Below are 22,069 nucleotides of genomic sequence, written 5' to 3'. Positions count from 1 at the left end.
AGAGGAAATACCCAGCTCCATCCCGAACCTGGAAGTCAAGCTCTCTAACGCCGATGATACTGCTCTTTGCAAGAGTGGGAAAGTAGGGTGATGCGGGGGATAAAAAATCCAATAATTATTTTTTGAATTGTTATTTTTTAGAGGGAAAGTTTGAGCAGGGGGTTAAAAGATTTGCATGTGATAAAAAGGCCCCTCCTGCCACACCCCTCCCTAAAATGTAAAACCTGTACCTACACCCCCTTATGATACAAGCTGTGCAAAATTCTGACCTCTTCCTCCTCTTTGTTGCCATCAAGCATAGAGTTTAGCGAACCTTTAATAGCAAACAAGGACATATACAAATGCACGATGAAAAAGCCCACCATAGCTAAGCCAAGGAAATTATGAACTAAAGCGCTTAAGCGTAAAAGCGAGATTTGGTAGAGCCCAAAAAAGTCAGCAACTTTTCCTAAATCATCTGTGTTAAAGTACAAAACCGCCCCGCTAACAATCATCACAAACCCGCCTAAAGTGGCGATCCAAAACCATATCTTCTGGCCTGCATTGAATTTATAAGCAGGCACGGGCTTTTTCTCCTTAGACAAATAACCCCCCACGATGAGCATCCATTTAATATCTGCTAGTCTAAAGAGCATATCCTTAAACCACATAGCAAGCATGGGCAACACCGCTACCATAAAGATCACACAGCCCACACTGTGCACGATGCGACAGAAGCGTACAAATGCCCCGCCCCCAAAATACACCCCAAAAATCATGATTAAGCCTGTAGGCACAAGTAGAGCAAAAGAGAGCCCAGCGATCCAGTGGATAATGCGGTTAAAGCGCGTGAAAAAGGGGATTTTCTTACCACCATGTGCAAAAATCTTAGGCCCGATGATTAAATAATGCAACAAAAACCCAAAAGCAACCCCTAGTACCACCGCTAAAAATAGCCCTAAAAAATAATGCGCCTGCCAGAGAGTCCAGAGTTGCCCTAGCTTGCTTGTCTGCATCTGCCCATAAGGCAAAATCCCTAAAATCCGTTCTTGATCTAGGGGCAAATCTTGTGCTTGCAAACAGGAGGCGATAAAAAGGAGTACAAACTTTCTCATAAATCCCTCCTTAGGGTTGTTCTGCGCCCTCTAATTGGTGCTGTGCTTTGGTTTTAAAATCCTGCGCATTAGCATATTTTGCCATGATGCGTTTTCTATAGATGTTTGCAATGCTAAGCGCATCCCCTACTAATAACGCATTAGTTGCACAAGTTGCCGCACACATGGGTACTTGCCCGCTAGCGATGCGATTAACTCCATAAAGTTCCATTTCTTTTTTAGAATGCGTAGGCGCTGGACCTCCGGCACACATGGTACATTTATCCATCACCCCGCGTACGCCAAAAGCCCCGTCTCTGGGAAATTGGGGCGCACCAAAGGGGCAGGCATATAAACAATACCCACACCCAATACAAGTTTCTTTGTTGTGTAGTACAATGCCATCTTCGCGGATATAAAAACAATCCACCGGGCACACCTGCGCACAGGGCGCGTCTGTGCAGTGTTGGCAGGCAATGGAGATAGATTTTTCCTTGCCCTCTACGCCTTCATATAGCGTAACAACCTTGCGCCTATTAAGCCCTACCGCTAATTCATTAGAGTGTGAGCAAGCCACCGAGCAAGCAAAGCAACTAATACAGCGGTTATCATCGCAATAAAACTTCATGCGGTTAGCATTTGGGATTTGCTTGGCGGGCGCTAAATTAGTCATGTACTCTCCTTTAAGCCTTCTCAATGCGGCAAAGGCCGGCATTGAATTCAGGGATTTGGGTTACTGGATCAAAGCCATAGTTTGTAATCGTATTAGAACTCTCACCGGTAGTGTAGGGCTTAGTGTTCTCTGGGTAGCGATGACTTAAATCCACCCCTTGTAAAACTCCTGCAAAACTATAGGGCATGCAAATGCGATCGGGGGTAACCGCGTGGCTAAAAATAGCCTTAACCTTGATTTTTGTACCCTCCGGTGAATGCACCCACATCATCTCCCCATCTTTAATCCCATGGCTAAGCGCTAGATCCGGGTGGATATGACAAAACATCTCCGGGGTAATGTGGGAGAGGTATTTACTGGTGCGCTCAAGCATTCCCGCCCCGCTTAAATTCACAAGACGCATAGAGGCTATGACAATTGGAAACTCCTTAGCCCAAGTTTGTCTGTCTTGCTCGCTTGCATAGCGCACATCTACCCTAAAGTTATTGATCTGATCCTTAATAGCGGGGTATTTTTTGACTAGATCAGGGCGTGGGGAGTGTAGCGGCTCTCTATGTAAAGGAATTTGATCAATAAAGCTCCATACAATTGCTCGCGCTCTAGCGTTTCCATAGACGCATACGCCCTTTTCATCACATTTTTTCTGGATAAGCCCGCTGGTATCTACTTTCCAGTTATCCCCCATGATCTCTCTTTCATGCGGGGTAAGTTTAATGCCAAGTACCTTTTCAATATTAGCTTTAGTGATCTCTGGATGGCCTCCCTGTATAGCCGAACCCTTAACCGTTATACTTTTATCTGCAAGCAAACTTTGCCCGTTGCGCTCCTCACCAAAGCGCGCCCTAAAGCCCATGCCCCCCTCTTTGGTGGGTACGCTGGTGTCATATAAAATAGGTGTGCCGGGGTGTTGTGGCGTCCAAGCTGGCCAAGGCAAGCCATAATACTGCCCTTTCATAGGCCCATAGCCCTCTAAAGTTTCATAATCAAACATATGCCAGTTTTCTTGCTGGGCTTTTAAGCGCTCTGGTGTCCAGCCCCCTAATCCAATCACCTTAACCGTGCGCGCAAGCTCCCTTGTAGCATCTTCAGGCCAGCTAAAGCTTTTACGCACCTGTACAAGTTTGCCGTCCTTATCAAAGTCGCACAATAAAGACTTAGTGTACTCATCATAGAAACCAAATTTTTTAGCCATTTCAAACATCAATTCGTGATCTTGTTTGGTTTCATAAAGAGGTTTAACCACTTGGCTACGCCACTGCGCGCCTCTATTAGTGGCTACCACAATGCCCTCACATTCAAACTGGGTGGCTACTGGCAAAACATAAACTCCATCAGAGCGCTCGGTTAAAATGGCCGCTTCATTTAAGAAAGGCTCAGCAATGACCATTAAATCAAGCTTTTCAATGGCTTTAGCCATTTTTGTATTGTGCGCTAGAGAGGAAACCCCGTTGCCTTGTACCCACAAGCCTTTAATGGGGGCGTTGGAGTGGGTTTTACTCTCTTGTAATACGCCCTCATACCACAAAGACAAACTATAGCCCTTTTTATGCATCCATTCGGGCGCATGGAAGCGTTTTTGTAAATACGCATAATCCACGCCCCAGCATTTGGCATAATATTTCCAGCTCTCCTCACTCAAACCATAATAGCCCGGTAAATTATCTGCTACACAACACATATCCGTAGAGCCCTGTACATTATCATGCCCGCGCACAATATTACAGCCCCCGCCTTTTTTACCCATATTGCCTAAAACTAATTGCAAGATAGACAAAATACGGGTATTAGAACTGCCCACGGTGTGTTGGGTGATACCAAGAGCCCACGCTAGAGTAGCTGGCTTAGCCTGTGCAAACACGCGGGTGGTTTGGATAAGCAAGTCTCTAGGTACGCCTGTAATATCTTCCACCACTTCTGGTGTATATTTTAAGGCCTCTTTTTTAATCGCATCAATCCCGTAAGTTTGGTTTTTAATCACCTCTTTATCTTCCCAGCCATGCTTAAAGATCAAATGCAACATGCCATAAACAAAGGCAATATCTGTACCTGAGCGGATACGCACATAAATATCTGCCTTAGCCGCACTTTTAGTAAAGACCGGATCAATCACAATAAGCTTAGCGTTATTGCGGTCCTTTGCCTGTAAAAAGTGTTTAAAGCCAATGGGGTTACTCACCGCCGTATTAAGGCCAATCATCAAAATAGCTTTAGAATGCCCGACAATGTCTCCAAAGTGATTTGTCATCGCACCATACCCCCATGTATTCGCCACACCGGCGACTGTGGTGCTGTGTCAAATCCTAGCTACATGGTCAATGTTATTCGTGCCATAAAAGGCCGCAAATTTGCGCCAGTAGTAGGCTTGTTGCGAATTCATCTTCGCACTGCCTAGAAACATCATGCTATCTGGCCCGTATTTAGCGCGCATGGCAATCATTTTAGCGCTCACTTCATTAATGGCTTGATCATAACTGATTCGTTTCCATTGCCCCCCCTCTCTTTTAAGCGGGTATTTAAGGCGCATTTTAGATTTGACTAAGTCAATTTGATCCACGCCTTTACAGCAGTGGCTTCCTGCACTAATGGGGTGATCTTGGGCCACATCTTGGCGAATCCACACCCCATCTTTAACCTCTGCAATAATCCCACAACCAGCTGAGCAAATGCTACAAATGGTTTTAACCCGTTTGACTCCCTCATTAGGATCAATGACGGGCTCTTGTTTGGTGGCTTTTGTATTAGCAAAGGCTAAGCTTGCCCCAGCGCCTGCCCCAATAGCGCCCATTTTCAAAAACGAACGACGGCTTAAATTTCCCATATTTATCCTTTCTTTAGAATTTACCAGACGGTTCTATAGAAGATGTCCCACGCGGGGGTTTTATGGTAAAGAATTTCTTTTTTAGTACTCTTACCCACCACGACCCCATTGCTATCTGGCTCGGTATTAAAAAGTGCGCGTTTGGGCATTGTCGCCTCTAGCGCTTCTCCTGCTAAAACACCTGCCCCTAAAGCCCCCAAAGTTTTTAAGGCTTGGCGTCTTTTCTCTTGCATGGCCAACTCCTAATGTGAAATGAGGTTAAAAAATAACCTTTCATGTTTGATAAATGCACTTAGTATTATAGCGCAATTTTGATAACAAATACTTTTTTTATGGCTGGCAATAGCCTCTATAAAAGCATCGCTAAAGAGGTGGAAAAAGTCCTTAAAAAGCCGTGTGTGCAACTCCCATAAATCCTGCCCTTCTAGGATTTGTTGCAAAAAGGCATTCATCATTAGGGTTAAAAAACCTAGATCGTCTTCACTCACTGCATAAGGGAGGGTGTGGCTTTCTAAATGCAAACCAGATTGTTTTAAAATGGCAATGGCCTCAAGGCGTTTTTTGCCATTATCTTGACCCTCCAAATAATAAGACGCACTCATGGGTACAAAGGAAGAATCGGGGGCAAATAATACGGCATTTTGTTCGGCCAAAAAGGGCTCAAAACCTCTCTCTAAAAAAGTATACCACTCTTGCCACGCCTGTTGTGTTTGTATATCAAAGGGGAAGTTTTTTAAATGATCCACAAGCGCTTTTAATTCCTCAAAGCTTTCTTTTGTCTCTATGAAAACCACCATATAATGCCACAGGCGGTAATAAAGCGCGCGGGCACGGGTAAGATTAGGGTCTATGTTATTCATTATTCAAGCATTGTACTATAGTTTTGCATATCTTGGTTAAAGGTTTTAAGCTAAAAAATTCACTTAGTTTGCTAGAATACGCAATTTTAGAATTCTTAAGCAAGGATCTATGTGGACACTCTTTCAATTATCAAGCCCGATGGCGTGAAAAAGCGTATCATTGGGAAAATCATTACCCGTTTTGAAGAGGCGGGCTTGGAGGTGGTAAAAATCAAACGCTTACGCCTGAGTAAGAAGCAGGCTGAAGATTTTTATGCAATCCACCAAGAGAGGCCTTTTTTTAATGATTTGATCGCTTTTATGACCAGTGGCGAGGTGGTGGTTATGGTGTTAGAAGGGCCTAATGCTGTAGAGAAAAACCGCGAATTAATGGGTGCAACCGATCCAAAAGCGGCTAAGCCTGGCACAATTAGAGCGGATTTTGCCGAAAATATTGATGCAAATGTGGTGCATGGAAGCGATAGTGTTGAAAATGCCCAAAGAGAGATTGCTTTTTTCTTTGGCAAGTAAGCTTTGATGCGTCTGAAAATGCAAAAAATAGGCTATTCTTCTAGCCCTATTGTCTATGAACATGAGGGCATGCGCTTAGAAGGTGGGGTTAAAAGAGTTGGTTTAAATCTCTTTTTGCTAGAGGGGCATTTGCAAGGCAGAATACAAGTAGAGTGTGCTAGAAGTGCTAAACCTTTCTTTAAAGAGATTTTACAGGATTTAAAAATCTTTATCTGTGATGGGATTTTTGATCCTAAAGAGGGGAGTGAAGCAGGCATAGATGCCCTAGATGTCATTGAAAGTTTTGATGGCATGATTGATATAGCCGATGTGTTGCACTCAGAAGTGCAATCCATTCAAGCTGATTACCATTACTTAGATTAACACAAAGGATAAACATGGCCGTTCCTGATAGACGCGTGAGTAAAACTAGAGCAAAAAAAAGACGCACCCACTACACTACAAAGTTAGCAATGCCTGTTAAAGGTAAAGATGGAAGCTGGAAACTGCCCCATTTTCTTAACCAGTTTACGGGCAATTATAAATAAGTTACAATGAAAATTGTCGTTGATATGATGGGAGCAGACCTGGGAGTTTTGCCCATTATTGAGGGGGTTTCTAAGGCGCTAAGTACCCAAGTCTTTAAACCGGTGCTAGTTGGAGATGCTAAAAAGGCTAAGGCTTTTATCTCTAAGGATTTAGTTTCTAAAGTAGAAGTTGTTGACTGTGCGGATTATATCCGCATGGACGAGCAAGCCACCGACGCACTCAAACGCAAAGAGTCTTCTATCTTTGTGGGCATGGAGATTTTGAAAAACAACGGAGCTGATGCGTTAGTTTCTGCCGGGCATAGCGGGGCTACTATGGGGCTAGCTACGCTTAGATTGGGGCGTATTAAGGGAGTGAGCCGTCCAGCACTTTGTACTTTAATGCCCTCAGTGGGTCAGCGCCCTAGTTTGTGTTTAGATGTGGGGGCTAACACCGATTGTAAGGCAGAGTATCTGTTAGATTTTGCCATTTTGGGCTATGAATATGCTAGAAATGTACTAGGTTATGAAAACCCCACAGTGGGGCTTTTATCTAATGGTGAGGAAGATAGCAAGGGTAATCTTATCACTAAAGAGGCCTTTAAACTCATCAAAGAATACCCCCTTTTTTGTGTGGATAAAGATAGCCCACCTATCTTTAAAGGCAATGTTGAGGGCAGTGATATTTTTGTTAATAGCGTAGATGTTGTGGTGTGTGATGGTTTTGTGGGCAATGTGTTATTAAAGACTACAGAGGGCGTTGCTAGCGCTATTGCTGGTATTTTTAAAAACACTATCAAGGGAAGTTTTGGCGCTAAAATGGGGGCGTTTTTATTAAAAGAGGCTTTTAACACACTCAAACAAAAAACCGATTATGCCGAATACGGGGGCGCGCCTCTTTTGGGTGTGAATAAGGTCGTGATCATTAGCCATGGTAAAAGCAATGCTAGGGCTGTTGAGTGCGCGATTTATCAAGCAATCAAGGCTAAAGAGAGTGGCGTAGCCGAAAAAATAGCGTTGGCATTTGATCATAAAAAAAATGAGGGGACTACAACACAAGACCCTTCCGCTTGAGTTTTTAGGGAAAGGAAGAGCATGCCCTATGCGATGTTGCGATCTGTCGCTGCTTATGTGCCAGAAAAATGTATCCCAAACCATGTTTTTGAAAGTTTTTTAGATACAAGCGATGATTGGATTTATAAACGCACAGGGATTAAAACCCGTTATTTTGCTACACCTGATCAAAGGAGTAGCGATCTAGGTTTAAAGGCTGCACAGCTAGCTATTCAGCGCGCTAATTTAGAGCTAAAAGAAATTGATCTAGTTTTAGTAGGCACTCTTAGCCCAGATCATGTAGCCATGCCCTCTACAGCCTGTAGTTTAAGCGCTAAATTAGGGCTAGAAAACACCCCTAGCATGGATATTATCGCCGCTTGTAGTGGGTTTATCTATCTTTTAGCCACAGCTAAAGCTTTTGTAGAAAGTGGCATGTATTGCCATGTTTTAATCGTGGGGGCAGAGAAGTGTAGCAGCGTACTAGATTTTACAGATCGCAGTACCTGCGTACTCTTTGGAGATGGAGCGGGGGCGTGTGTGATTTCTGCTACAGAAGATCCAAGAGAGCGTATTTTAGATGTCAAAATTGCTGCAGATGGGCGTTATGCGGATTATCTTTATACCCCTAGATCGCTTAAACCTAGTACTTTTATCGCCAGCCAAGAGCAAAGCCAAACCCTGCACATGAATGGTAATGGGGTTTTTAAAATGGCGATTAAAACTTTACTTAAAGATGTAGAAGAAATTTTAAAAGCTAACCATCTGCAAGCACAAGACATTACCTATTTTATCCCCCATCAGGCTAATTTACGCATTATTCAGGCTGTGCAAAACCAATTAGCCTTTAAAGAGGAACAGGTGATTTTAACCGTGCAAAAGTATGGTAACACCTCAGCGGCGAGTATTCCTATGGCCATGAATGAGATTTATGAGCAGGGCAAACTTAAAAAAGGGGATTTGATGCTATTAGATGCCTTTGGGGGTGGGTTAACTTGGGGTTCTGCTTTGGTGTATTTTGGCGGTAGGTGAAGCTTGTTTTTAGAAAAAAGTACTAAAATGGGGGTTTTGCAAAAATTGATAAAGGATAAACATGACAGTTGTTAGGCTTACACGGATTGGGCGCAGGAAAAAACCTTTTTATCGAGTCGTTGTTACAGATTCTAGAAAGCGCCGCGATGGGGGTTGGATTGAATCTATTGGGTATTATAACCCTTTGAGTAATCCCAAAGTGGTACAAATTAACCATGAAAGATTAGATTATTGGAAAAGTGTAGGGGCTAAAATGAGTGAGCGGGTGGAGAAACTCTCTAAAGGCACGCATTAGGCTAACAAATGGAGCGCTTTAGTGAGCAAAACCCTAGTTGTGAGGAAAAAGAGGGGTTTTGCGTTGAAAAGTTTGTAGAGGCGTATTGTAAAAAAATCGTCGCCTACCCTCAGGTTTTGCAAGTACAATCTAGGTTGCAAGGACAAATCAAAGAAATTTTGATCTACACCAATCCTATGGACATGGGACGGGTAATTGGTAAAGATGGCAAAATGGTCAGTGCTCTTAGAACCTTTATCTCAGGGGTGAAGGCAAAAGACGGGCTAAGTTATAAAATCATTGTTTTAGCTTCTGAAAACCCCTATGTATTATGAAAATAGAGGATTTATTAGTAGTGGGCGTGATTGGGCGCTGTGTGGGGCTTGCTGGGGGTCTTAAACTTTTTTTAAAAGGGAATTGTTTGGAGTGTTTACAAAAAGGCGCGCAGGTTTATGCCTACCATATTGGCTTACCCCGTTCCCTTAGCATTAAGCAATACATTGCTAAACCCTCACTTATCTTTTTTGAAAGGCTAGAAACTCCAGAACTTGCCAAAACTTTAACAGGTTATACTTTAGCCATGAGTGAGGAAGAAACCCTTAAGTATTGCCATTTAGCAGAGGGGGAGTTTTTATATTCCCAGCTAATTGGCTTAGAAATTGAAGAAGAGGGCATGATCTTAGGGCGGGTGGTTAGTGTAGATGATCTAGCCTCTATGGCTTATTTACGCGTACAAAATTCTAATAAGAGTTTTTTAATCCCCTATATTGCGCGCTATATTTTGCGAGTGGATTTATCCACACAGCGCATTTATACACAAGATAGCAAAGGGCTTTTAGAAGAAAGCTAATGCATTTTAGTTTACTCACCCTTTTTCCCAAATTACTTTCTTTTTATTTTGAGGATTCTATTTTAAAACGGGCTTTGGAGCGCGCCATTTTTAGCCTAGATATTATCAATATGCGCACTTTTTCCCCCCATAAATTTAAACGCGCTGATTTTCCTTTAGTAAGCGGCGGTGCAGGGCAGATTTTAGACCCCTACATGGTTGAAAATGCGCTTAAGAGTGTAGATAGTGGGCATGTGATCTTTTTAAGCCCAGTGGGTAAACCCTATATCCAACAAGATGCTAAGAGATTAGCTAACTATGCGCATTTAGTGTTAGTGTGTGGGCGCTATGATGGATTTGATGAACGCTTGATTGAAAAACATGCTAATGAGGTGCTTAGTGTGGGTGATTTTGTACTCACTGGGGGGGAATTAGCCGCCCTTTGTATCTGTGATAGTGTAGCCCGGCTCTTAGAGGGGACTTTAGGTAATAGCGCTTCTTTAGAAAAAGAAAGCTTTGAAAATAATCTATTAGAAGCCCCTAATTTTGCTAACACCTATGAATTAGCCACCAATGCCTCTAGTTGCATGCAATTACCCACGATTTCAGAGTATTCAAAGGGAAACCATGCTAAAATAGGCTCGCTTATGCACGATTTATCTATCAAGCGGACTCAATATTACCGTCCGTCTCTCTACCACTTAGGTAAGTCTTTGCAATGTTTCTCTCAACAACACAAGAAAGGTTAATCCCATGAAAAATCGCTATCTAAAATCCTTTGAAGATGCGCAGATTAAAGTACAACCCCCCAGGTTTAAAGCAGGAGACACGCTAAGATTAGGTATTCGTATCCAAGAGGGCGATAAAATGCGTACCCAAAATTTTGAAGGCGTGTGTATTAGTTTGCGCGGTTCTGGAGTGGGTAAAACCTTTTGTGTGCGTAAAATTGGCGCTAATGGTGTAGGCGTAGAGAGGATTTTTCCTTTATATGCGGCAAGTTTGGTGAGTATTGAGGTTTTGCGGGTGGGGCGTGTGCGCCGGGCTAAACTCTACTACTTGCGCCACAGAAAAGGCAAGGCAGCGCGCATTAAAGAAGTACGCAAAAAAGAGTTAGTTTAGTTTTTAAATCAAAATAATTAGCATTAGCGCTGTAGGGTTACGGACGCGCGGTTAACATTGCGCGTTGCTTCGCTTGATTAGCTTTAAATTAACTTTAAAGAAAAAGTTAAACTTACATAGATTTGAGATTTTTAAAGAATGAAAGATAAGCGATCTAGTAAGCAAAGCCCACAAGACTCAGCCCTTAAAAAAGCGTTAAATGCCCCCTTAAGTGAGATTAACACCATAAGCAGGCTATAAACTTGCCAGAGAAACAAGAGAGTTTGCATACAAATTTAGCGGATTTACCTTTACAAGAGGCGCTAAAAGAGCTCAGAGCGCGGGGGGTGGAGTTTGTGGAGTTGGGGGAGGTGTGTAGCTTGCTTAATGGCTATTCTTTTAAAAAAACCGATTATGTGAAAAAGTCTAACACCTTGCTTATTAGAATGGGGAATATCCGCCCTGATAGTGTATTTAACCCTGAATATAAAGCGGTTTATCTACCGGATCATTTCGCGGAGAAATACAAAAAATTTGTTCTTAAGGAAAATGATATTCTCATCGCCATGACTGGTAGTAATTTGGGTATGACTACTATTCTTAAAGATACAAAGAATAAAAGTTTGTTACTCAATCAACGGGTAGTTAAACTTTCTAACTTTAATCCTAGTATCCATGCTTCTTATCTATACTATTTTTTGATCACACAAAGAACTAATAGTTATATTAAATCGTTAGTAAACACAGCAGCACAGCCAAATTTAGGAACGCGTCAAATTCTTTCTACACTTATCCCCCTCCCCCCTCTTTTTATTCAAGAGAGAATAGTAACCATTCTTGATTGCCTTACAGAGCTTACAGCAGAGCTTACAGCTAGAAAAAAACAATTCCATTACTATCTTAATGCGCTTTTAGATTTTAATTCTTCTTATGAGTTTAAAGAAACAAAGCGCTTTGTAGCAGTAAAGACAAATTTAAAAAATCAAGATAGCTTGCAAGTTGCCCCCCTTAAAGAGGCATTAAATGCCCCAACAAGTCTTATTAAACACCCCCTACTCAAAGAGAGCTTTAGGGTGGAGTGGGTGAGATTGGGGGATATTGGGGAGTTTGTGCGTGGGAATGGACTTACTAAGGCTGATTTACACCCGGCTAATACTAATGGCACACTTATAGGGGCTATCCACTATGGAGAAATCCACACCTATTATAAAACCCACACGACCACTACAAAAAGTTTTGTAACGGCGCAATTGGCTAAGAAATTAAAAAAGGTTAAAAGGGGGGATCTTGTAATTGTGGGTGTGAGTGAAGATGTAGAGAATGTTTGCAAAGCTGTGGCTTATCTGGGTGATAAGGATATTTGTATCGGCGGGGATACTTTTATCTATTCACACAAGCAAAACCCTAAATTTATCGCCTATTTGTTACAAACCCATTGCTTTTTACGCTTTAAAAAACAATATGCGCATGGCGCTAAAGTTACTAGGGTAAACCTCCAATCTCTTAAAAATTTTAACTTCCCCCTCCCCCCTCTACCTATTCAAAAGAAAATAGTGAATATCCTAGATCAATTACAAACCCTCACCTCTGATTTATCACAAGGAATCCCAGCCGAGATTAAGGCGCGTAAAAAGCAATTTAACTATTATCTAAACCACCTTTTAGATTTTAAAGGACAAGCATGAGTGTAGAAAAACCCCTAGTTTCTGGTTTTAAAGATGAGGATAAGCAATTAAGTACTTTAGAACAAAAATATAAATTAAAATCATCGCTCCATCAATCTTGAAATCTTATGCTCTAGCGTGGCCATTATTTGTAACTGGCTGGTGATTTGATCTAATAAGGGCATGAGAAGAGCTAACTGGGGGACTGATTGTGTGCTTTTAGAAGTGTCCTCTTTAATAGAAGTATAGGCCTGTAAAATCCCTTCCATATAATCAAAAGTGGCGGTATCTTTGGTGTAGTAGTCTTGCAGTACCTGATAAAGAGTAATGCTCTCTTTGAGTAAAAGCGCGACATGGCTAGCCTCTATCTGATCTCCCCCTCTAGCCCGTAGCATCATAACGGCTTTATCCAGCTGCTCATTAAGAGCCACAATATCTTTTAGCACAATCACATGGTGGATTGCCATTTGTTGTACACTCTCTTGGATAGCCCGTAAAGAAGAGGGAATACAAAAAAGCAAATTTAAAAACCCACACAGCACTAAAGCAAGCCATACACGCCACATCTAAGCATTATACATTAAAACTAATAAGCTGTGTTATACTCACACTAAAATCTTAAAGAGGATAAATGCAACCCCTACTCTTCACCCCCGGACCAACTCCTATTCACCCCAGCATTGCCACCACTTTAAGCCAACCTATTATCCACCACCGCACAGCCGAATTTGAAGCCATTTTTGCACAAGTTAGGGCGCATTTAAAAGAAATGATTGGTTTACCGGAGGTGCTTACCTTAGTGAGTAGTGGTACAGGTGGCATGCAAGCAGCTTTAGTGCAGTTTGTTAAACCCAGTAGCCAGCCTGCTTTATTGGTGCTAAATAATGGTAAGTTTGGTGCACGATTTGGTCAAATTGCTAAAGCCCATAATCTAAATGCCATAGAAATTAAAAACGCATGGAATGAACCCATTAGCCCTAAGCAAGTACAAGAAGTGCTTAATAAAAATTCTGATCTTAAAGCTGTTGCTTTGCAAGTATGTGATTCCTCAGGGGGGTTAAGGCTAGATTTTGAGGGCATCTCTAAAGTAATCAAAGCCCATAACCCTGAAATTTTAGTTATTGTAGATGCCATTACAGCTTTAGGGGTAGAAGCCTTAGATGTGAGTTGTGTTGATGTTTTAATTGGGGGCAGTCAAAAGGCTTTCATGTGCCCTGTTGGGCTAAGTATCCTAGGGCTTAGCGCGCTTGCAATTTCTAAACTAGAAGATCGCGATTATTATTTTAATTTGTCTTTAGAACTTAAAAACCAACAAAAAAACACCACCGCCTTTACAGCAGGCATTTCTCATATCCTAGCCTTACAAACTTATTTTAAATGTGTAGAGCAACTAGGCGGGCTAGCTACCCTTTATAACGCCACTAAAAAGCGTGCTTTAGCCACTCAAAAAGCCTTAGAAGCCTTGCATTTACAAATCTATCCTAAAGCGCCCGCCTTAAGCATGGCAACTATTTACCATATAGAGGCCTCTAAAATTAAAAAGCATTTATTAGAGTGCTATGGTGTACAAGTTGCCGGAGGACAAGATCACCTTAAAACTTGTCTTTTGCGTATCAACCATATGGGATTAATAGAGATCTATCAGATTGCATGGGTGCTAAATGCTTTAGAGCAAACTTTAGTGGATTTAAAATTGCATAAGAGTTTTGAGGGTGTGGCGATTAAGGCGTTCATGCAAGAGTATTACTAAGGAAAGCCATGCGTTTATATTATGCCTACCCGGATTTTAAACAAGATGTGGTGCGTTTAGCTAAATTAATAGAGCAAGATTTTAAACCCCAAGCGCTCATTGCAATTTTACGCGGGGGCATGACTTTAGCGCATTTTCTAGGGCTTTATTGGGATATTAAGGCTATTTATGCCATTAATGCTAGTTCTTATGGATTAGATCGTACCCAAAGCAATTTAGAGATTGAAAATATTCCGCTTATTAAACCACAACATGAAGAAGTTTTAATCGTTGATGAAATTGTAGATAGCGGGAAGAGCTTTATTGGCGTATTAGAAGTTTTAACGCGCCAATACCCACAGGTGCGCTTTAAAAGTGCGGTACTCTTTGCCCATAAAAGCGCGTCTTTTAAAGCAGATTATATCCTTAAAGAAGCCACTTCGTGGATTGATTTCTTTTGGGAAGTAGACACACAGGAGGGTTAGTGCCTAAGCTGTATTTAGTTTCTCTAGGCTGTTCTAAAAACTTGGTTGATAGCGAGGTGATGTTAGGTAGATTAGCTAATTATGATCTCACCCAAGAGATTAATCTAGCTGATGTGATCATCATTAATACTTGCGGGTTTATCCAAGCGGCTAAAGAGGAAAGTGTACGCGTTTTATTAGAGGCTATTAATGGACGCAAAGAGGGGGCGTTAGTGGTTGCTAGTGGGTGTTTGAGTGAGCGCTATAAAAAGCAATTAGCAGCAGAATTACCCGAAATTGATATTTTTACCGGTGTAGGCGATTATGATCGAATCGATGCGCTTTTAATGAGCAAACAAAGCCAATTTTCTAAGCGGGTTTTTTTAGCTGGAGAGCAAAAACGCACAATCACCGGTTCAAAAGTCCATGCTTATGTTAAACTCTCTGAGGGGTGCAATCAAAATTGTAGTTTCTGTGCCATTCCTAGCTTTAAGGGGCGTTTACAAAGCAAGAGTATTGATCGCATTTTAAAAGAGGTAGAAATTTTAGCCAAACAGGGCTTTAGCGATATTAGCTTTATTGCCCAAGATTCTAGCTCTTATCTCTTAGATCAAAATATCAAAGACGGGCTAATCAAACTCATTAAAGCCATTGATGCGCAGCAAATGATTAAAAGCGCGCGCATTTTTTATCTCTATCCTACCTCCACCACTTTAAAACTTATAGAGAGTATTGCTAACTCGCCTATCTTTGCTAATTATTTTGACATGCCTATCCAACACATTTCAGATCGCATGTTAAAAACCATGCGGCGTAATTCTAATAAAGCTAATCACCTTAAACTATTAGAAGCCATGCGCGCTATCCCCAATTGCTTTTTACGCACCACGCTACTACTAGGCCACCCGCATGAAAATAGTAGCGATATTGAGGAATTACAAGACTTTTTACAGAGTTTTAGTTTTGATCGCATTAATCTTTTTGCCTTCAGTGCTGAGGAAAACACAGCAGCTTTTAAATGGCCACAATTAAGTAAGGAGGATATTAATGCCCGTTTGAATCAAATTAACCCCCTTATTGAGCAACAAGTACAAAACTCTATGCAAGGGCTTGTGGGGCAGACTTTAGATGTGATTGTAGAGGGGTTAAGTGAAGATGGGCTGTTTTTAAAAGCAAGGGATAGGCGTTGGGGTTTAGAAATTGATGGAGAGATTTTAATTAATGAAAGTTTGCTTGAACAAACCCCACCGGGATATTATAAAGCCCTTTGTCATACCTATGGGGAGGGAGTGTTGCTAGGTAGGATTGTGGGCTAATTCATTAACTTAGCGGTTATTCAAAGGCTTTAGGGGGTTTATCACAAGTAAAAACGATGCTTAACTAAAAAACTAGCGCGGGGAGTGTGTTACCACTAGGTAGAGTATCACAAAAACAAGAAATTATTTTTTTCAACTCTGCCTTCGCGTTATTCGCCACAGCTAGCGCCTTGAGCGCAAAGACTCTAAAGACTTCATCGCCTCCTCATTTCCAAATTCCACCTGAAAGAAGGCGCCACAAACTAAAAGGTTTACTACACGCATCTTTAAATCCTAGATCACAGGCCTTTTTGGAATACTCCTTAGATTTTACAAATCTTTTTCCACACCCTCCTCCTTCTCATACATGACCCCCAAAGCTTTTAATGCTACACCCAAAATATCCTCTGACATTTTCTATTCTCCTCTGAAATTAAGACTTTTAGAATACAGATCTACCATAATCTTTATTTATTATCATAAGACTTTGTTAGTCTGTAATATTCATCCGCCTGACTTCCCGCATAGCAGACTCCTAAAACCACCGCAAAATATAGTGGGAAATAGCCAACAATGTAACTACAGTAACCACAAAAACTGTTACAGAGACAGGCGACTTGAAAAACTCTTCAAAGACACGCCCTACTTCTGTAAAAAGCTCTATAATAGCTCCGATCACCATAATGCCAAATACGCCAATAATCACAATTAGCACAATACCCCCAAAGCTCATGTTAAACTCCTCAATACGAGATATTTCATATCACAAAAATAAGAAATGATTTTTTTCAATTCTACCTCTGCATTACTCGCCACAGCTAGCGCCTTGAGCGCAAAGACTCTAAAGGCTTCATTGCTTCCTCATTTCCAAATTCCACCGCCTTTTCAAGAAACTTAATAGCCTTTTTGGGTTTGACTTTTGTGCCAATGCCCTCTTTATAAGCCATGCCAACCCTATAAAGAGCAACACCTGCAAAGTGCCTTGTTATAGGAAACTTACTAAAATCCCGTACATCGAGATGTTTAAGATCAATGGTGTGAGAGAAGGGCAGGGTAAATAAGCTCACTGTAAGACTCCAATGGGTTTTACTTAGAGCCGTCATACTGGCTGATGCTTTAATATCTTTAAGCAAGATTTCCCGATACATCTTCAGCGCTTTTTTAGGGTCTTTTTTCATGCCTATACCCTTTGAGATCATATCAGCAAACCCTAAATCCACTACGAGTTGCGCTACATACATGGTCGTACCAATCATATTCTTGCTACGCAAAAGCGATTCGCGAAAAGCTGCTTCATAGTTACGCGAAACCGACTCAAATAAAGTTTTTGCCTCAAAGGGATCGGCCTTTACCCCAAGTCCTTGGTATAGTAAGGTTGCTAAAAGCGCTGTGCCTAAATCCTCTTTTTTATCATGGGCTGTTTTGTAGGCTTGATAGGCTTGTTCATATCGCCCCTGACTCTGTTCTGCCATTCCTTCTTGTACAAGAGCGCTAGCCTCCCTTGTTGCTAGGAATGTGCTAACCCCCCCTGCTCTTAAGGGTATTCCTACCACAAGCAAAATTAAGACAAAGCATACCGCCCATCTTTTTAATAAATAATTTTTCATGTCTTTCCTTTATTGCAAACTTCGCAAAGCCTCTATAGCCTTGTCATTCCCAAAATCCACCGCTTTTTTAAGAAACTCAGTGGCCTTTTTAAGCTCGACTTTCACGCCACGACCCTCTTTATAGGCCATGCCTATCTTATAAAGAGCAAAGCCAACTAGCTCCCTTGCATAGGGCTCAAAATCATTTGCATTGAGAGATTTTAAATGGATACCAGTATGGAAAAAAACGGGTAAAAAATAGACTTGTGCAGATGTAGGAACGCGCTCGTACATCTTGAGTGCTTCTTTTGGATTTGTAGACTCATAGATTTGAGCAAGCCCTAAGCGCGCTGTAATTGCTGCGAAAATTACTGGTCTATGTGCGTAATAGTCTTGTTTTTCTGTCCATATTGTATGCTTTCTTGCCTCATGGTTTTTTAACACCTCGTTAAAATAAGTCTCTGCTCTTGCAATGTTTTTTTGCACTCCCTTGCCATCTAAGTATGCAGTTCCTAAAAGCGCTGTGCCAAACAAATCCCCCTCTTTCCATGCAGCTTTAAAAGCTTGGTAGGCCTGCTCGTCTTTTTGCAGGCTTTGATACACTAATCCCTCTTGTACATGAGAGTTTAATTTGATGTGATCTGGTGGGGCACAAGCAATTGAGGCTGCTATGAGCATTGCAACGGAAGGAAAAGTATTAAAGAGCCGTTGCCCGTTTATGCATTTTTCAGAAATTCCCGGATTTGCCTGTTTGACTAATCCTTGTTGCAATGAAGGATTAACTGGCTCTAAAGCCTTCAGTGGCACAGCCCCCAATAAGCAAAACACCAATAACCAACAAAGACTAGACTTTAAAACAACACCCCAAGAGCTAAATAGAGTAAAAGAGAGACGGCAAGATTTACAATTTAGATTAGAGGGGGTGTTTTGAGAGAATTTGAGAGAATTTGAGAGAATTTGAGAGAATTTGAGAGAATTTGAGAGAATTTGAGAGAATTTGAGAGAATTTGAGAGAATTTGAGAGAATTAAAAACAGGCAACTTAGGCAAGCAGACCCCCTTATGGAATTTAACAAAAACTCCGCATTGTAGCTAAATAGCCTTTTGAGATTCTTAATAAACTTTATTATCCAAAAAAAAGTTATTAAAGGGATTTTAGGTAGCGTGTAAAACTTTGTTCTTCAAAGCAGATATATAAGCATTTTTTAAGTATATTAACCTGTGTTTGCTACACTGCAACCTAACAAAAAGTAGCTTAAGAGGTATAAGCGGTGCAAAATCTTAAGACAAATATTTTAGATGCCTACATTGTTGTAGAACATTTAAGTGAGGGCAATATTGATAAGAGAGATAAAAAATTAAAACCTCTTGGCATATCTGACTCTGAGTTTAGCCAAAGAGACTACAAACTATATTTTTTAAACGAGCTAAAAAGATTTAAAGAGAGACAAAAAATACAAGATGATAAGAAAATGGGGCTTGTGTGTTATTTTGGCATTTTTGCTTTTGAGAAAGTCGTGCAGATTTTTAGAGAAAAGTACAATATCCCCGTTGAAGATGAAAATGATGACATCATTAAGGGCGATAAATTTAGCTTGGCTCTTGTATTTGACAAAGACTTAAACTTTATAGAGGAAAAGACTTTTTATACCATGTGCGCTTATGTGTATGAAAAGGGCGAGCTAATAGAGGATATGCAAGCCTATGAAGAGGAACTTAGCCATACCTTACAAACACAATTTGAGGAGGAAGGGTTTGATGTACTCTTTGCAGCACTTTATGCAAAATATCAAGTAGATAAGGATAATTTTAGATTTGCCTTACTCAAGAATATAGATGCAGAATTGATCCATTTACATTCTTTCTTTGTTAAAGATTTACAGATAGCTAAAGGTTTAGACAACCAAAATCTCACCACTTACTTTAGTGAATTTAGTAAAGATAAAAAGAATTGTGATAGCAAAAGTAATTCACCTGACTTTAACCCTAGTTTGTTTAACGAGCTCTTAGCGCCTAAAAAATATCCTCTAGGGCGTTTTGTGGCTGATAGTAAATACGCTCTTTCTTTCATGCAACAAGTGGCTTTAAACATTGCCATAGATGAAAACAACGGGGCTTTAAGAAGTGTTAATGGCCCTCCGGGTACGGGTAAAACCACGCTTTTAAAAGATATTTTTGCAGAGCTCATTGTAAAACAGGCCTATGAGATTACACAATTAAAAGATAAAGTGATTAAGAGTGATACAAAATGCAGAATGTCTAAAATAGAAATGGCTGAACTAGGTCTTTTGCCTGAGAGTATAACGAATAAAAATATATTAGTGGCTAGCTCTAACAATGGGGCGGTGCAAAATATTGTCAAGGACTTACCTAAAAGTAAGGAAATTGCTGGAGAGTTTAAAGAATTAGCAGAAAAGATAGACTATTTTATAAAAGTGGCTAATAGTGAGGGGGAACAAAATTGGGGTTTGTTTGCGCTAGAGGGCGGGGCATCTGCTAATATTAAAAAGTTATTAGAAAAAATAGGGGCAGTGGTAGAGACCCTACAGGATTTATCCAACAAACAGGATTTAAAGCATGCATGCCAGATGTTGCTTAAAGCCTACATTAAAGCGCATTTCCCCATTGGTATAGATTTTTCAGATATTTTGGATTTTCAAGATGATAGTGATGATACTAAGGGCGATTGTTTTGATATCTACAAGGCTTTTTTAGCTCTCTATGACTCTGTAGATAGCAAGCGTCAGAAAATGCAAAGATATAGCCAGAACTTAGCTGAGTTTACCCATTTGCAACAAGAGTATATTGTTAAGAAAAAAGACTTTGAAAGTGCTAAAACTAGAAAACAGAATGAATTGGATGCAAAACTCTATGAACTAGAGCATAATAAAACCAATCTGGAAACAAAAAAGCAAGCTTTAAAGCAAGAGATAGTACAGATTCAAGAAGAATTAACTAGCTTGGATACAAATTTACAGGCTTTACAAGAGCAACGACGGGTTTTAAAATCTAGTAGCCCCGGCCTTTTTGCCCGGCTTTTTAAAACCTCTAGTTTTAGATCACACATAGAACAAGAATGGCAAATTTTACAACACATTAGGGGTTTTACCCAACAAAAGGATAGAAGCCACGCATACTATAAGCGCCTCTTTGCAGAATTACAGCGTTTGCAAGATTTAACAAATATAGAGCAAGCTAAACAAACCCTACAAGAGGATTTTAAACAATTTATCACACAAGGCAAGCAGTACTTGCAAAACTTAGAACAAAGAATAACCCATTTATTAAACACTCAGGATAGCACGATTAAACCTTTAGATTTTTCTCTATCCTATGAAGACTTGCAAAAATCCAACCCTTGGTTTGATGCAGATTTTAGAAAATTGCAAGGACAGCTATTTTTGCTAGCCTTAGGGGTTAAAAAGCAGTTTTTACTGGATAATTTAGACAATCTAAGAAATGCTAAGCAAATATGGGGCAATGCTTATAAACTCAAAGATAAGGAAAATGGCAAAGAGTTATTAAAGGGGGCTTTTCATTGGATTAATCTAGCTATCCCGGTTATTGGCACCACTTTTGCAAGTTTGCAACGCATGTTTAATGCTTTGGGTAGAGAGACAAATTTTATTGGCAATCTATTTATTGATGAAGCGGGGCAGGCCGTGCCTCAAAGTTGTGTGGGCGCACTCTTTAGAAGCCAAAAAGTTATGGCAGTGGGCGATCCTTCACAAATTAAACCTGTGTTAAGTTTGCACCCAAGCATGATCAATATCATTGCTAGAAAATACGATGTAACAGAGCATTTTTTAAGTGATGAAACCTCCGTACAAAGCATTATGGATTATATTAACCCCTATGGTTATAAAAATAAGAAAGGGGAGTACATAGGCATTCCCTTATGGGTGCATAGGCGCTGTAATAGCCCTATGTTTGATATATCCAATGCCATTTCTTATGATGATTTAATGGTGCAGGGTAAGGATAAAGATAAAGCTAAAGGCAAAGCACAATTTTATGATATCAAAGGGCACGCCCATGACAAGTTTGTACCAGAACAAGCAGATTTTTTAAAAGAACTCATTAAAAAGCAATTAGAAGCAAATCTAAAACTCCAAGCCACACCAAATGGTATCAAAGATCAAGAAAACAAAGACGCAATCTATGTGATTTCACCTTTTAGAAATGTCGCTTTTAAGCTTGCAGAATCTTTAAAAGATTTGGGTTTTAAGCATAAAAGAGATGTGGGTACCGTGCATACTTTTCAAGGTAAAGAAGCCAAGATTGTGTATTTTGTTTTAGGTGCTGATGTCAATTCTAAAGGGGCGGCTTCTTGGGCAGTGAGTGAGCCTAATATTGTCAATGTTGCTGCTACAAGAGCCAAAGAGGAGTTTTATATCATCGGGGATTTAGATTTGTATAAAAACTTAGGGGTCATGAAAAAAAGTATTGAAGTGATTGATCGGTATAATTTAGGGGGCTAGAAATGGGTACAAAATGTGCTATGCTGCGAGCTGGTTACATATAAAAATAGAGGGGAATTGCATGAATCACACCATCACATGCCCTAATTGTGGGCACGCCTTCTCAATAGAAGAGTTTATCTCCA

At 40.6% G+C, this 22,069-nt stretch carries 24 protein-coding genes and 1 rRNA gene; 16 read left to right on the top strand and 9 right to left on the bottom strand.

Annotated elements, in window-relative coordinates:
• A 5S ribosomal RNA gene (gene rrf, locus G6Q00_RS06715) occupies positions 1 to 99 on the top strand; the annotation flags it as partial.
• Positions 100 to 230: 131 nt separating this feature from the next.
• Here the strand turns inward: rrf and G6Q00_RS06710 are convergent.
• From G6Q00_RS06710 to G6Q00_RS06685, 5 genes are read right to left on the bottom strand one after another with little or no spacing between them, the layout of a single operon-like run.
• Positions 231 to 1,094: a formate dehydrogenase subunit gamma gene (locus G6Q00_RS06710; protein WP_163532529.1), complete on the bottom strand. Its 864-nt coding sequence runs from the start codon at positions 1,092 to 1,094 to the stop codon at positions 231 to 233.
• Positions 1,095 to 1,104: 10 nt separating this feature from the next.
• Positions 1,105 to 1,746: a formate dehydrogenase FDH3 subunit beta gene (gene fdh3B, locus G6Q00_RS06705; protein ID WP_163499631.1), complete on the bottom strand. Its 642-nt coding sequence runs from the start codon at positions 1,744 to 1,746 to the stop codon at positions 1,105 to 1,107.
• A 10-nt stretch (positions 1,747 to 1,756) separates the two neighbouring features.
• Positions 1,757 to 4,564: a formate dehydrogenase subunit alpha gene (locus tag G6Q00_RS06700; protein ID WP_163499632.1), complete on the bottom strand. Its 2,808-nt coding sequence runs from the start codon at positions 4,562 to 4,564 to the stop codon at positions 1,757 to 1,759.
• A 20-nt stretch (positions 4,565 to 4,584) separates the two neighbouring features.
• On the bottom strand, positions 4,585 to 4,797 hold the full coding sequence (locus G6Q00_RS06690) for a hypothetical protein (RefSeq protein WP_163532526.1): 213 nt from the start codon (positions 4,795 to 4,797) through the stop codon (positions 4,585 to 4,587).
• Between the two features lie 9 nt (positions 4,798 to 4,806).
• Entirely contained in the window at positions 4,807 to 5,424 is a 618-nt protein-coding gene (locus G6Q00_RS06685; RefSeq protein ID WP_163532525.1) for a formate dehydrogenase, read from the bottom strand.
• A 111-nt stretch (positions 5,425 to 5,535) separates the two neighbouring features.
• Here G6Q00_RS06685 and ndk point away from each other — a divergent pair, with 111 nt between their 5' ends.
• The 11 genes from ndk to G6Q00_RS06630 all read left to right on the top strand — a co-directional run bounded on the left by ndk (position 5,536) and on the right by G6Q00_RS06630 (position 12,411).
• Complete coding sequence (ndk, locus tag G6Q00_RS06680) at positions 5,536 to 5,934, top strand: nucleoside-diphosphate kinase (protein WP_163499635.1); 399 nt, start codon at positions 5,536 to 5,538, stop codon at positions 5,932 to 5,934.
• Positions 5,935 to 5,940: 6 nt separating this feature from the next.
• Complete coding sequence (locus G6Q00_RS06675; protein ID WP_163532524.1) at positions 5,941 to 6,297, top strand: DUF177 domain-containing protein; 357 nt, start codon at positions 5,941 to 5,943, stop codon at positions 6,295 to 6,297.
• Positions 6,298 to 6,311: 14 nt separating this feature from the next.
• Positions 6,312 to 6,461: a 50S ribosomal protein L32 gene (gene rpmF, locus G6Q00_RS06670; RefSeq protein ID WP_163499637.1), complete on the top strand. Its 150-nt coding sequence runs from the start codon at positions 6,312 to 6,314 to the stop codon at positions 6,459 to 6,461.
• A 6-nt stretch (positions 6,462 to 6,467) separates the two neighbouring features.
• The gene (gene plsX, locus G6Q00_RS06665; RefSeq protein WP_163499638.1) at positions 6,468 to 7,514 is read left to right on the top strand and encodes a phosphate acyltransferase PlsX; all 1,047 of its coding nucleotides are present in this window, start codon (positions 6,468 to 6,470) and stop codon (positions 7,512 to 7,514) included.
• Between the two features lie 21 nt (positions 7,515 to 7,535).
• The gene (locus tag G6Q00_RS06660; RefSeq protein ID WP_205426558.1) at positions 7,536 to 8,525 is read left to right on the top strand and encodes a beta-ketoacyl-ACP synthase III; all 990 of its coding nucleotides are present in this window, start codon (positions 7,536 to 7,538) and stop codon (positions 8,523 to 8,525) included.
• Positions 8,526 to 8,586: 61 nt separating this feature from the next.
• Positions 8,587 to 8,820 (top strand): 30S ribosomal protein S16, encoded by a 234-nt coding sequence (rpsP, locus tag G6Q00_RS06655; RefSeq protein ID WP_163532523.1) that lies wholly within the window; start codon positions 8,587 to 8,589, stop codon positions 8,818 to 8,820.
• Between the two features lie 8 nt (positions 8,821 to 8,828).
• Complete coding sequence (locus tag G6Q00_RS06650; protein WP_163532522.1) at positions 8,829 to 9,134, top strand: KH domain-containing protein; 306 nt, start codon at positions 8,829 to 8,831, stop codon at positions 9,132 to 9,134.
• Positions 9,131 to 9,649 carry a ribosome maturation factor RimM gene (rimM, locus tag G6Q00_RS06645; RefSeq protein ID WP_163532521.1) on the top strand — a complete coding sequence of 173 codons (519 nt, stop codon included), beginning with the start codon at positions 9,131 to 9,133 and terminating at the stop codon, positions 9,647 to 9,649. Before G6Q00_RS06650 ends, rimM begins: the two co-directional genes overlap by 4 nt.
• Positions 9,649 to 10,377, top strand: coding sequence for a tRNA (guanosine(37)-N1)-methyltransferase TrmD (gene trmD / locus G6Q00_RS06640; RefSeq protein ID WP_163532520.1), 729 nt, complete (start codon positions 9,649 to 9,651; stop codon positions 10,375 to 10,377). The genes rimM and trmD overlap by 1 nt, the downstream gene beginning before the upstream one ends.
• A gap of 4 nt (positions 10,378 to 10,381) precedes the next feature.
• Complete coding sequence (gene rplS, locus G6Q00_RS06635; RefSeq protein ID WP_163499643.1) at positions 10,382 to 10,747, top strand: 50S ribosomal protein L19; 366 nt, start codon at positions 10,382 to 10,384, stop codon at positions 10,745 to 10,747.
• 242 nt (positions 10,748 to 10,989) lie between these two features.
• The gene (locus G6Q00_RS06630; protein ID WP_163532519.1) at positions 10,990 to 12,411 is read left to right on the top strand and encodes a restriction endonuclease subunit S; all 1,422 of its coding nucleotides are present in this window, start codon (positions 10,990 to 10,992) and stop codon (positions 12,409 to 12,411) included.
• Between the two features lie 80 nt (positions 12,412 to 12,491).
• On the opposite strand, the gene G6Q00_RS06625 is transcribed toward G6Q00_RS06630, so the two are convergent.
• Entirely contained in the window at positions 12,492 to 12,956 is a 465-nt protein-coding gene (locus tag G6Q00_RS06625; protein WP_163499645.1) for a hypothetical protein, read from the bottom strand.
• Between the two features lie 65 nt (positions 12,957 to 13,021).
• On the opposite strand from G6Q00_RS06625, the gene G6Q00_RS06620 reads away from it, so the two are divergent.
• From G6Q00_RS06620 to rimO, 3 genes are read left to right on the top strand one after another with little or no spacing between them, the layout of a single operon-like run.
• Complete coding sequence (locus G6Q00_RS06620) at positions 13,022 to 14,140, top strand: pyridoxal-phosphate-dependent aminotransferase family protein (RefSeq protein WP_163532518.1); 1,119 nt, start codon at positions 13,022 to 13,024, stop codon at positions 14,138 to 14,140.
• Between the two features lie 8 nt (positions 14,141 to 14,148).
• Positions 14,149 to 14,604, top strand: coding sequence for a phosphoribosyltransferase (locus tag G6Q00_RS06615; protein ID WP_163532517.1), 456 nt, complete (start codon positions 14,149 to 14,151; stop codon positions 14,602 to 14,604).
• On the top strand, positions 14,604 to 15,899 hold the full coding sequence (rimO, locus tag G6Q00_RS06610; RefSeq protein WP_205426557.1) for a 30S ribosomal protein S12 methylthiotransferase RimO: 1,296 nt from the start codon (positions 14,604 to 14,606) through the stop codon (positions 15,897 to 15,899). The genes G6Q00_RS06615 and rimO overlap by 1 nt, the downstream gene beginning before the upstream one ends.
• A gap of 514 nt (positions 15,900 to 16,413) precedes the next feature.
• On the opposite strand, the gene G6Q00_RS06605 is transcribed toward rimO, so the two are convergent.
• The 3 genes from G6Q00_RS06605 to G6Q00_RS06595 form a co-directional block, all read right to left on the bottom strand.
• Positions 16,414 to 16,611 (bottom strand): hypothetical protein, encoded by a 198-nt coding sequence (locus tag G6Q00_RS06605; RefSeq protein ID WP_163532515.1) that lies wholly within the window; start codon positions 16,609 to 16,611, stop codon positions 16,414 to 16,416.
• 85 nt (positions 16,612 to 16,696) lie between these two features.
• A complete protein-coding gene (locus G6Q00_RS06600) occupies positions 16,697 to 17,485 on the bottom strand; it encodes an SEL1-like repeat protein (RefSeq protein WP_163532514.1) in 789 nt (262 codons plus the stop codon).
• 9 nt (positions 17,486 to 17,494) lie between these two features.
• Positions 17,495 to 18,292 carry a tetratricopeptide repeat protein gene (locus G6Q00_RS06595; RefSeq protein ID WP_163532513.1) on the bottom strand — a complete coding sequence of 266 codons (798 nt, stop codon included), beginning with the start codon at positions 18,290 to 18,292 and terminating at the stop codon, positions 17,495 to 17,497.
• A gap of 442 nt (positions 18,293 to 18,734) precedes the next feature.
• Between G6Q00_RS06595 and G6Q00_RS06590 the strand changes: the two genes are divergently transcribed.
• On the top strand, positions 18,735 to 21,944 hold the full coding sequence (locus G6Q00_RS06590; RefSeq protein WP_163532512.1) for a DEAD/DEAH box helicase: 3,210 nt from the start codon (positions 18,735 to 18,737) through the stop codon (positions 21,942 to 21,944).
• Positions 21,945 to 22,069 lie beyond the last annotated feature (125 nt).

It is taken from the genome of Helicobacter suis (genome assembly GCF_902196125.1).
Classification (GTDB): domain Bacteria; phylum Campylobacterota; class Campylobacteria; order Campylobacterales; family Helicobacteraceae; genus Helicobacter; species Helicobacter suis_B.
Note: the sequence above shows the minus strand (reverse complement) of the source record. Positions and strands in the feature narration are given on the sequence as shown.

Coding starts and splice junctions, on each gene's coding strand:
- G6Q00_RS06710 (WP_163532529.1), bottom strand. CDS start 1,094: ATGAGAAAGTTTGTACTCCTTTTTATCGCCTCCTGTTTGCAAGCACAA.
- fdh3B (WP_163499631.1), bottom strand. CDS start 1,746: ATGACTAATTTAGCGCCCGCCAAGCAAATCCCAAATGCTAACCGCATG.
- G6Q00_RS06690 (WP_163532526.1), bottom strand. CDS start 4,797: ATGCAAGAGAAAAGACGCCAAGCCTTAAAAACTTTGGGGGCTTTAGGG.
- G6Q00_RS06685 (WP_163532525.1), bottom strand. CDS start 5,424: ATGAATAACATAGACCCTAATCTTACCCGTGCCCGCGCGCTTTATTAC.
- G6Q00_RS06675 (WP_163532524.1), top strand. CDS start 5,941: ATGCGTCTGAAAATGCAAAAAATAGGCTATTCTTCTAGCCCTATTGTC.
- rpmF (WP_163499637.1), top strand. CDS start 6,312: ATGGCCGTTCCTGATAGACGCGTGAGTAAAACTAGAGCAAAAAAAAGA.
- plsX (WP_163499638.1), top strand. CDS start 6,468: ATGAAAATTGTCGTTGATATGATGGGAGCAGACCTGGGAGTTTTGCCC.
- G6Q00_RS06660 (WP_205426558.1), top strand. CDS start 7,536: ATGCCCTATGCGATGTTGCGATCTGTCGCTGCTTATGTGCCAGAAAAA.
- rpsP (WP_163532523.1), top strand. CDS start 8,587: ATGACAGTTGTTAGGCTTACACGGATTGGGCGCAGGAAAAAACCTTTT.
- G6Q00_RS06650 (WP_163532522.1), top strand. CDS start 8,829: ATGGAGCGCTTTAGTGAGCAAAACCCTAGTTGTGAGGAAAAAGAGGGG.
- rimM (WP_163532521.1), top strand. CDS start 9,131: ATGAAAATAGAGGATTTATTAGTAGTGGGCGTGATTGGGCGCTGTGTG.
- trmD (WP_163532520.1), top strand. CDS start 9,649: ATGCATTTTAGTTTACTCACCCTTTTTCCCAAATTACTTTCTTTTTAT.
- rplS (WP_163499643.1), top strand. CDS start 10,382: ATGAAAAATCGCTATCTAAAATCCTTTGAAGATGCGCAGATTAAAGTA.
- G6Q00_RS06625 (WP_163499645.1), bottom strand. CDS start 12,956: ATGTGGCGTGTATGGCTTGCTTTAGTGCTGTGTGGGTTTTTAAATTTG.
- G6Q00_RS06620 (WP_163532518.1), top strand. CDS start 13,022: ATGCAACCCCTACTCTTCACCCCCGGACCAACTCCTATTCACCCCAGC.
- G6Q00_RS06615 (WP_163532517.1), top strand. CDS start 14,149: ATGCGTTTATATTATGCCTACCCGGATTTTAAACAAGATGTGGTGCGT.
- G6Q00_RS06605 (WP_163532515.1), bottom strand. CDS start 16,611: ATGAGCTTTGGGGGTATTGTGCTAATTGTGATTATTGGCGTATTTGGC.
- G6Q00_RS06600 (WP_163532514.1), bottom strand. CDS start 17,485: ATGAAAAATTATTTATTAAAAAGATGGGCGGTATGCTTTGTCTTAATT.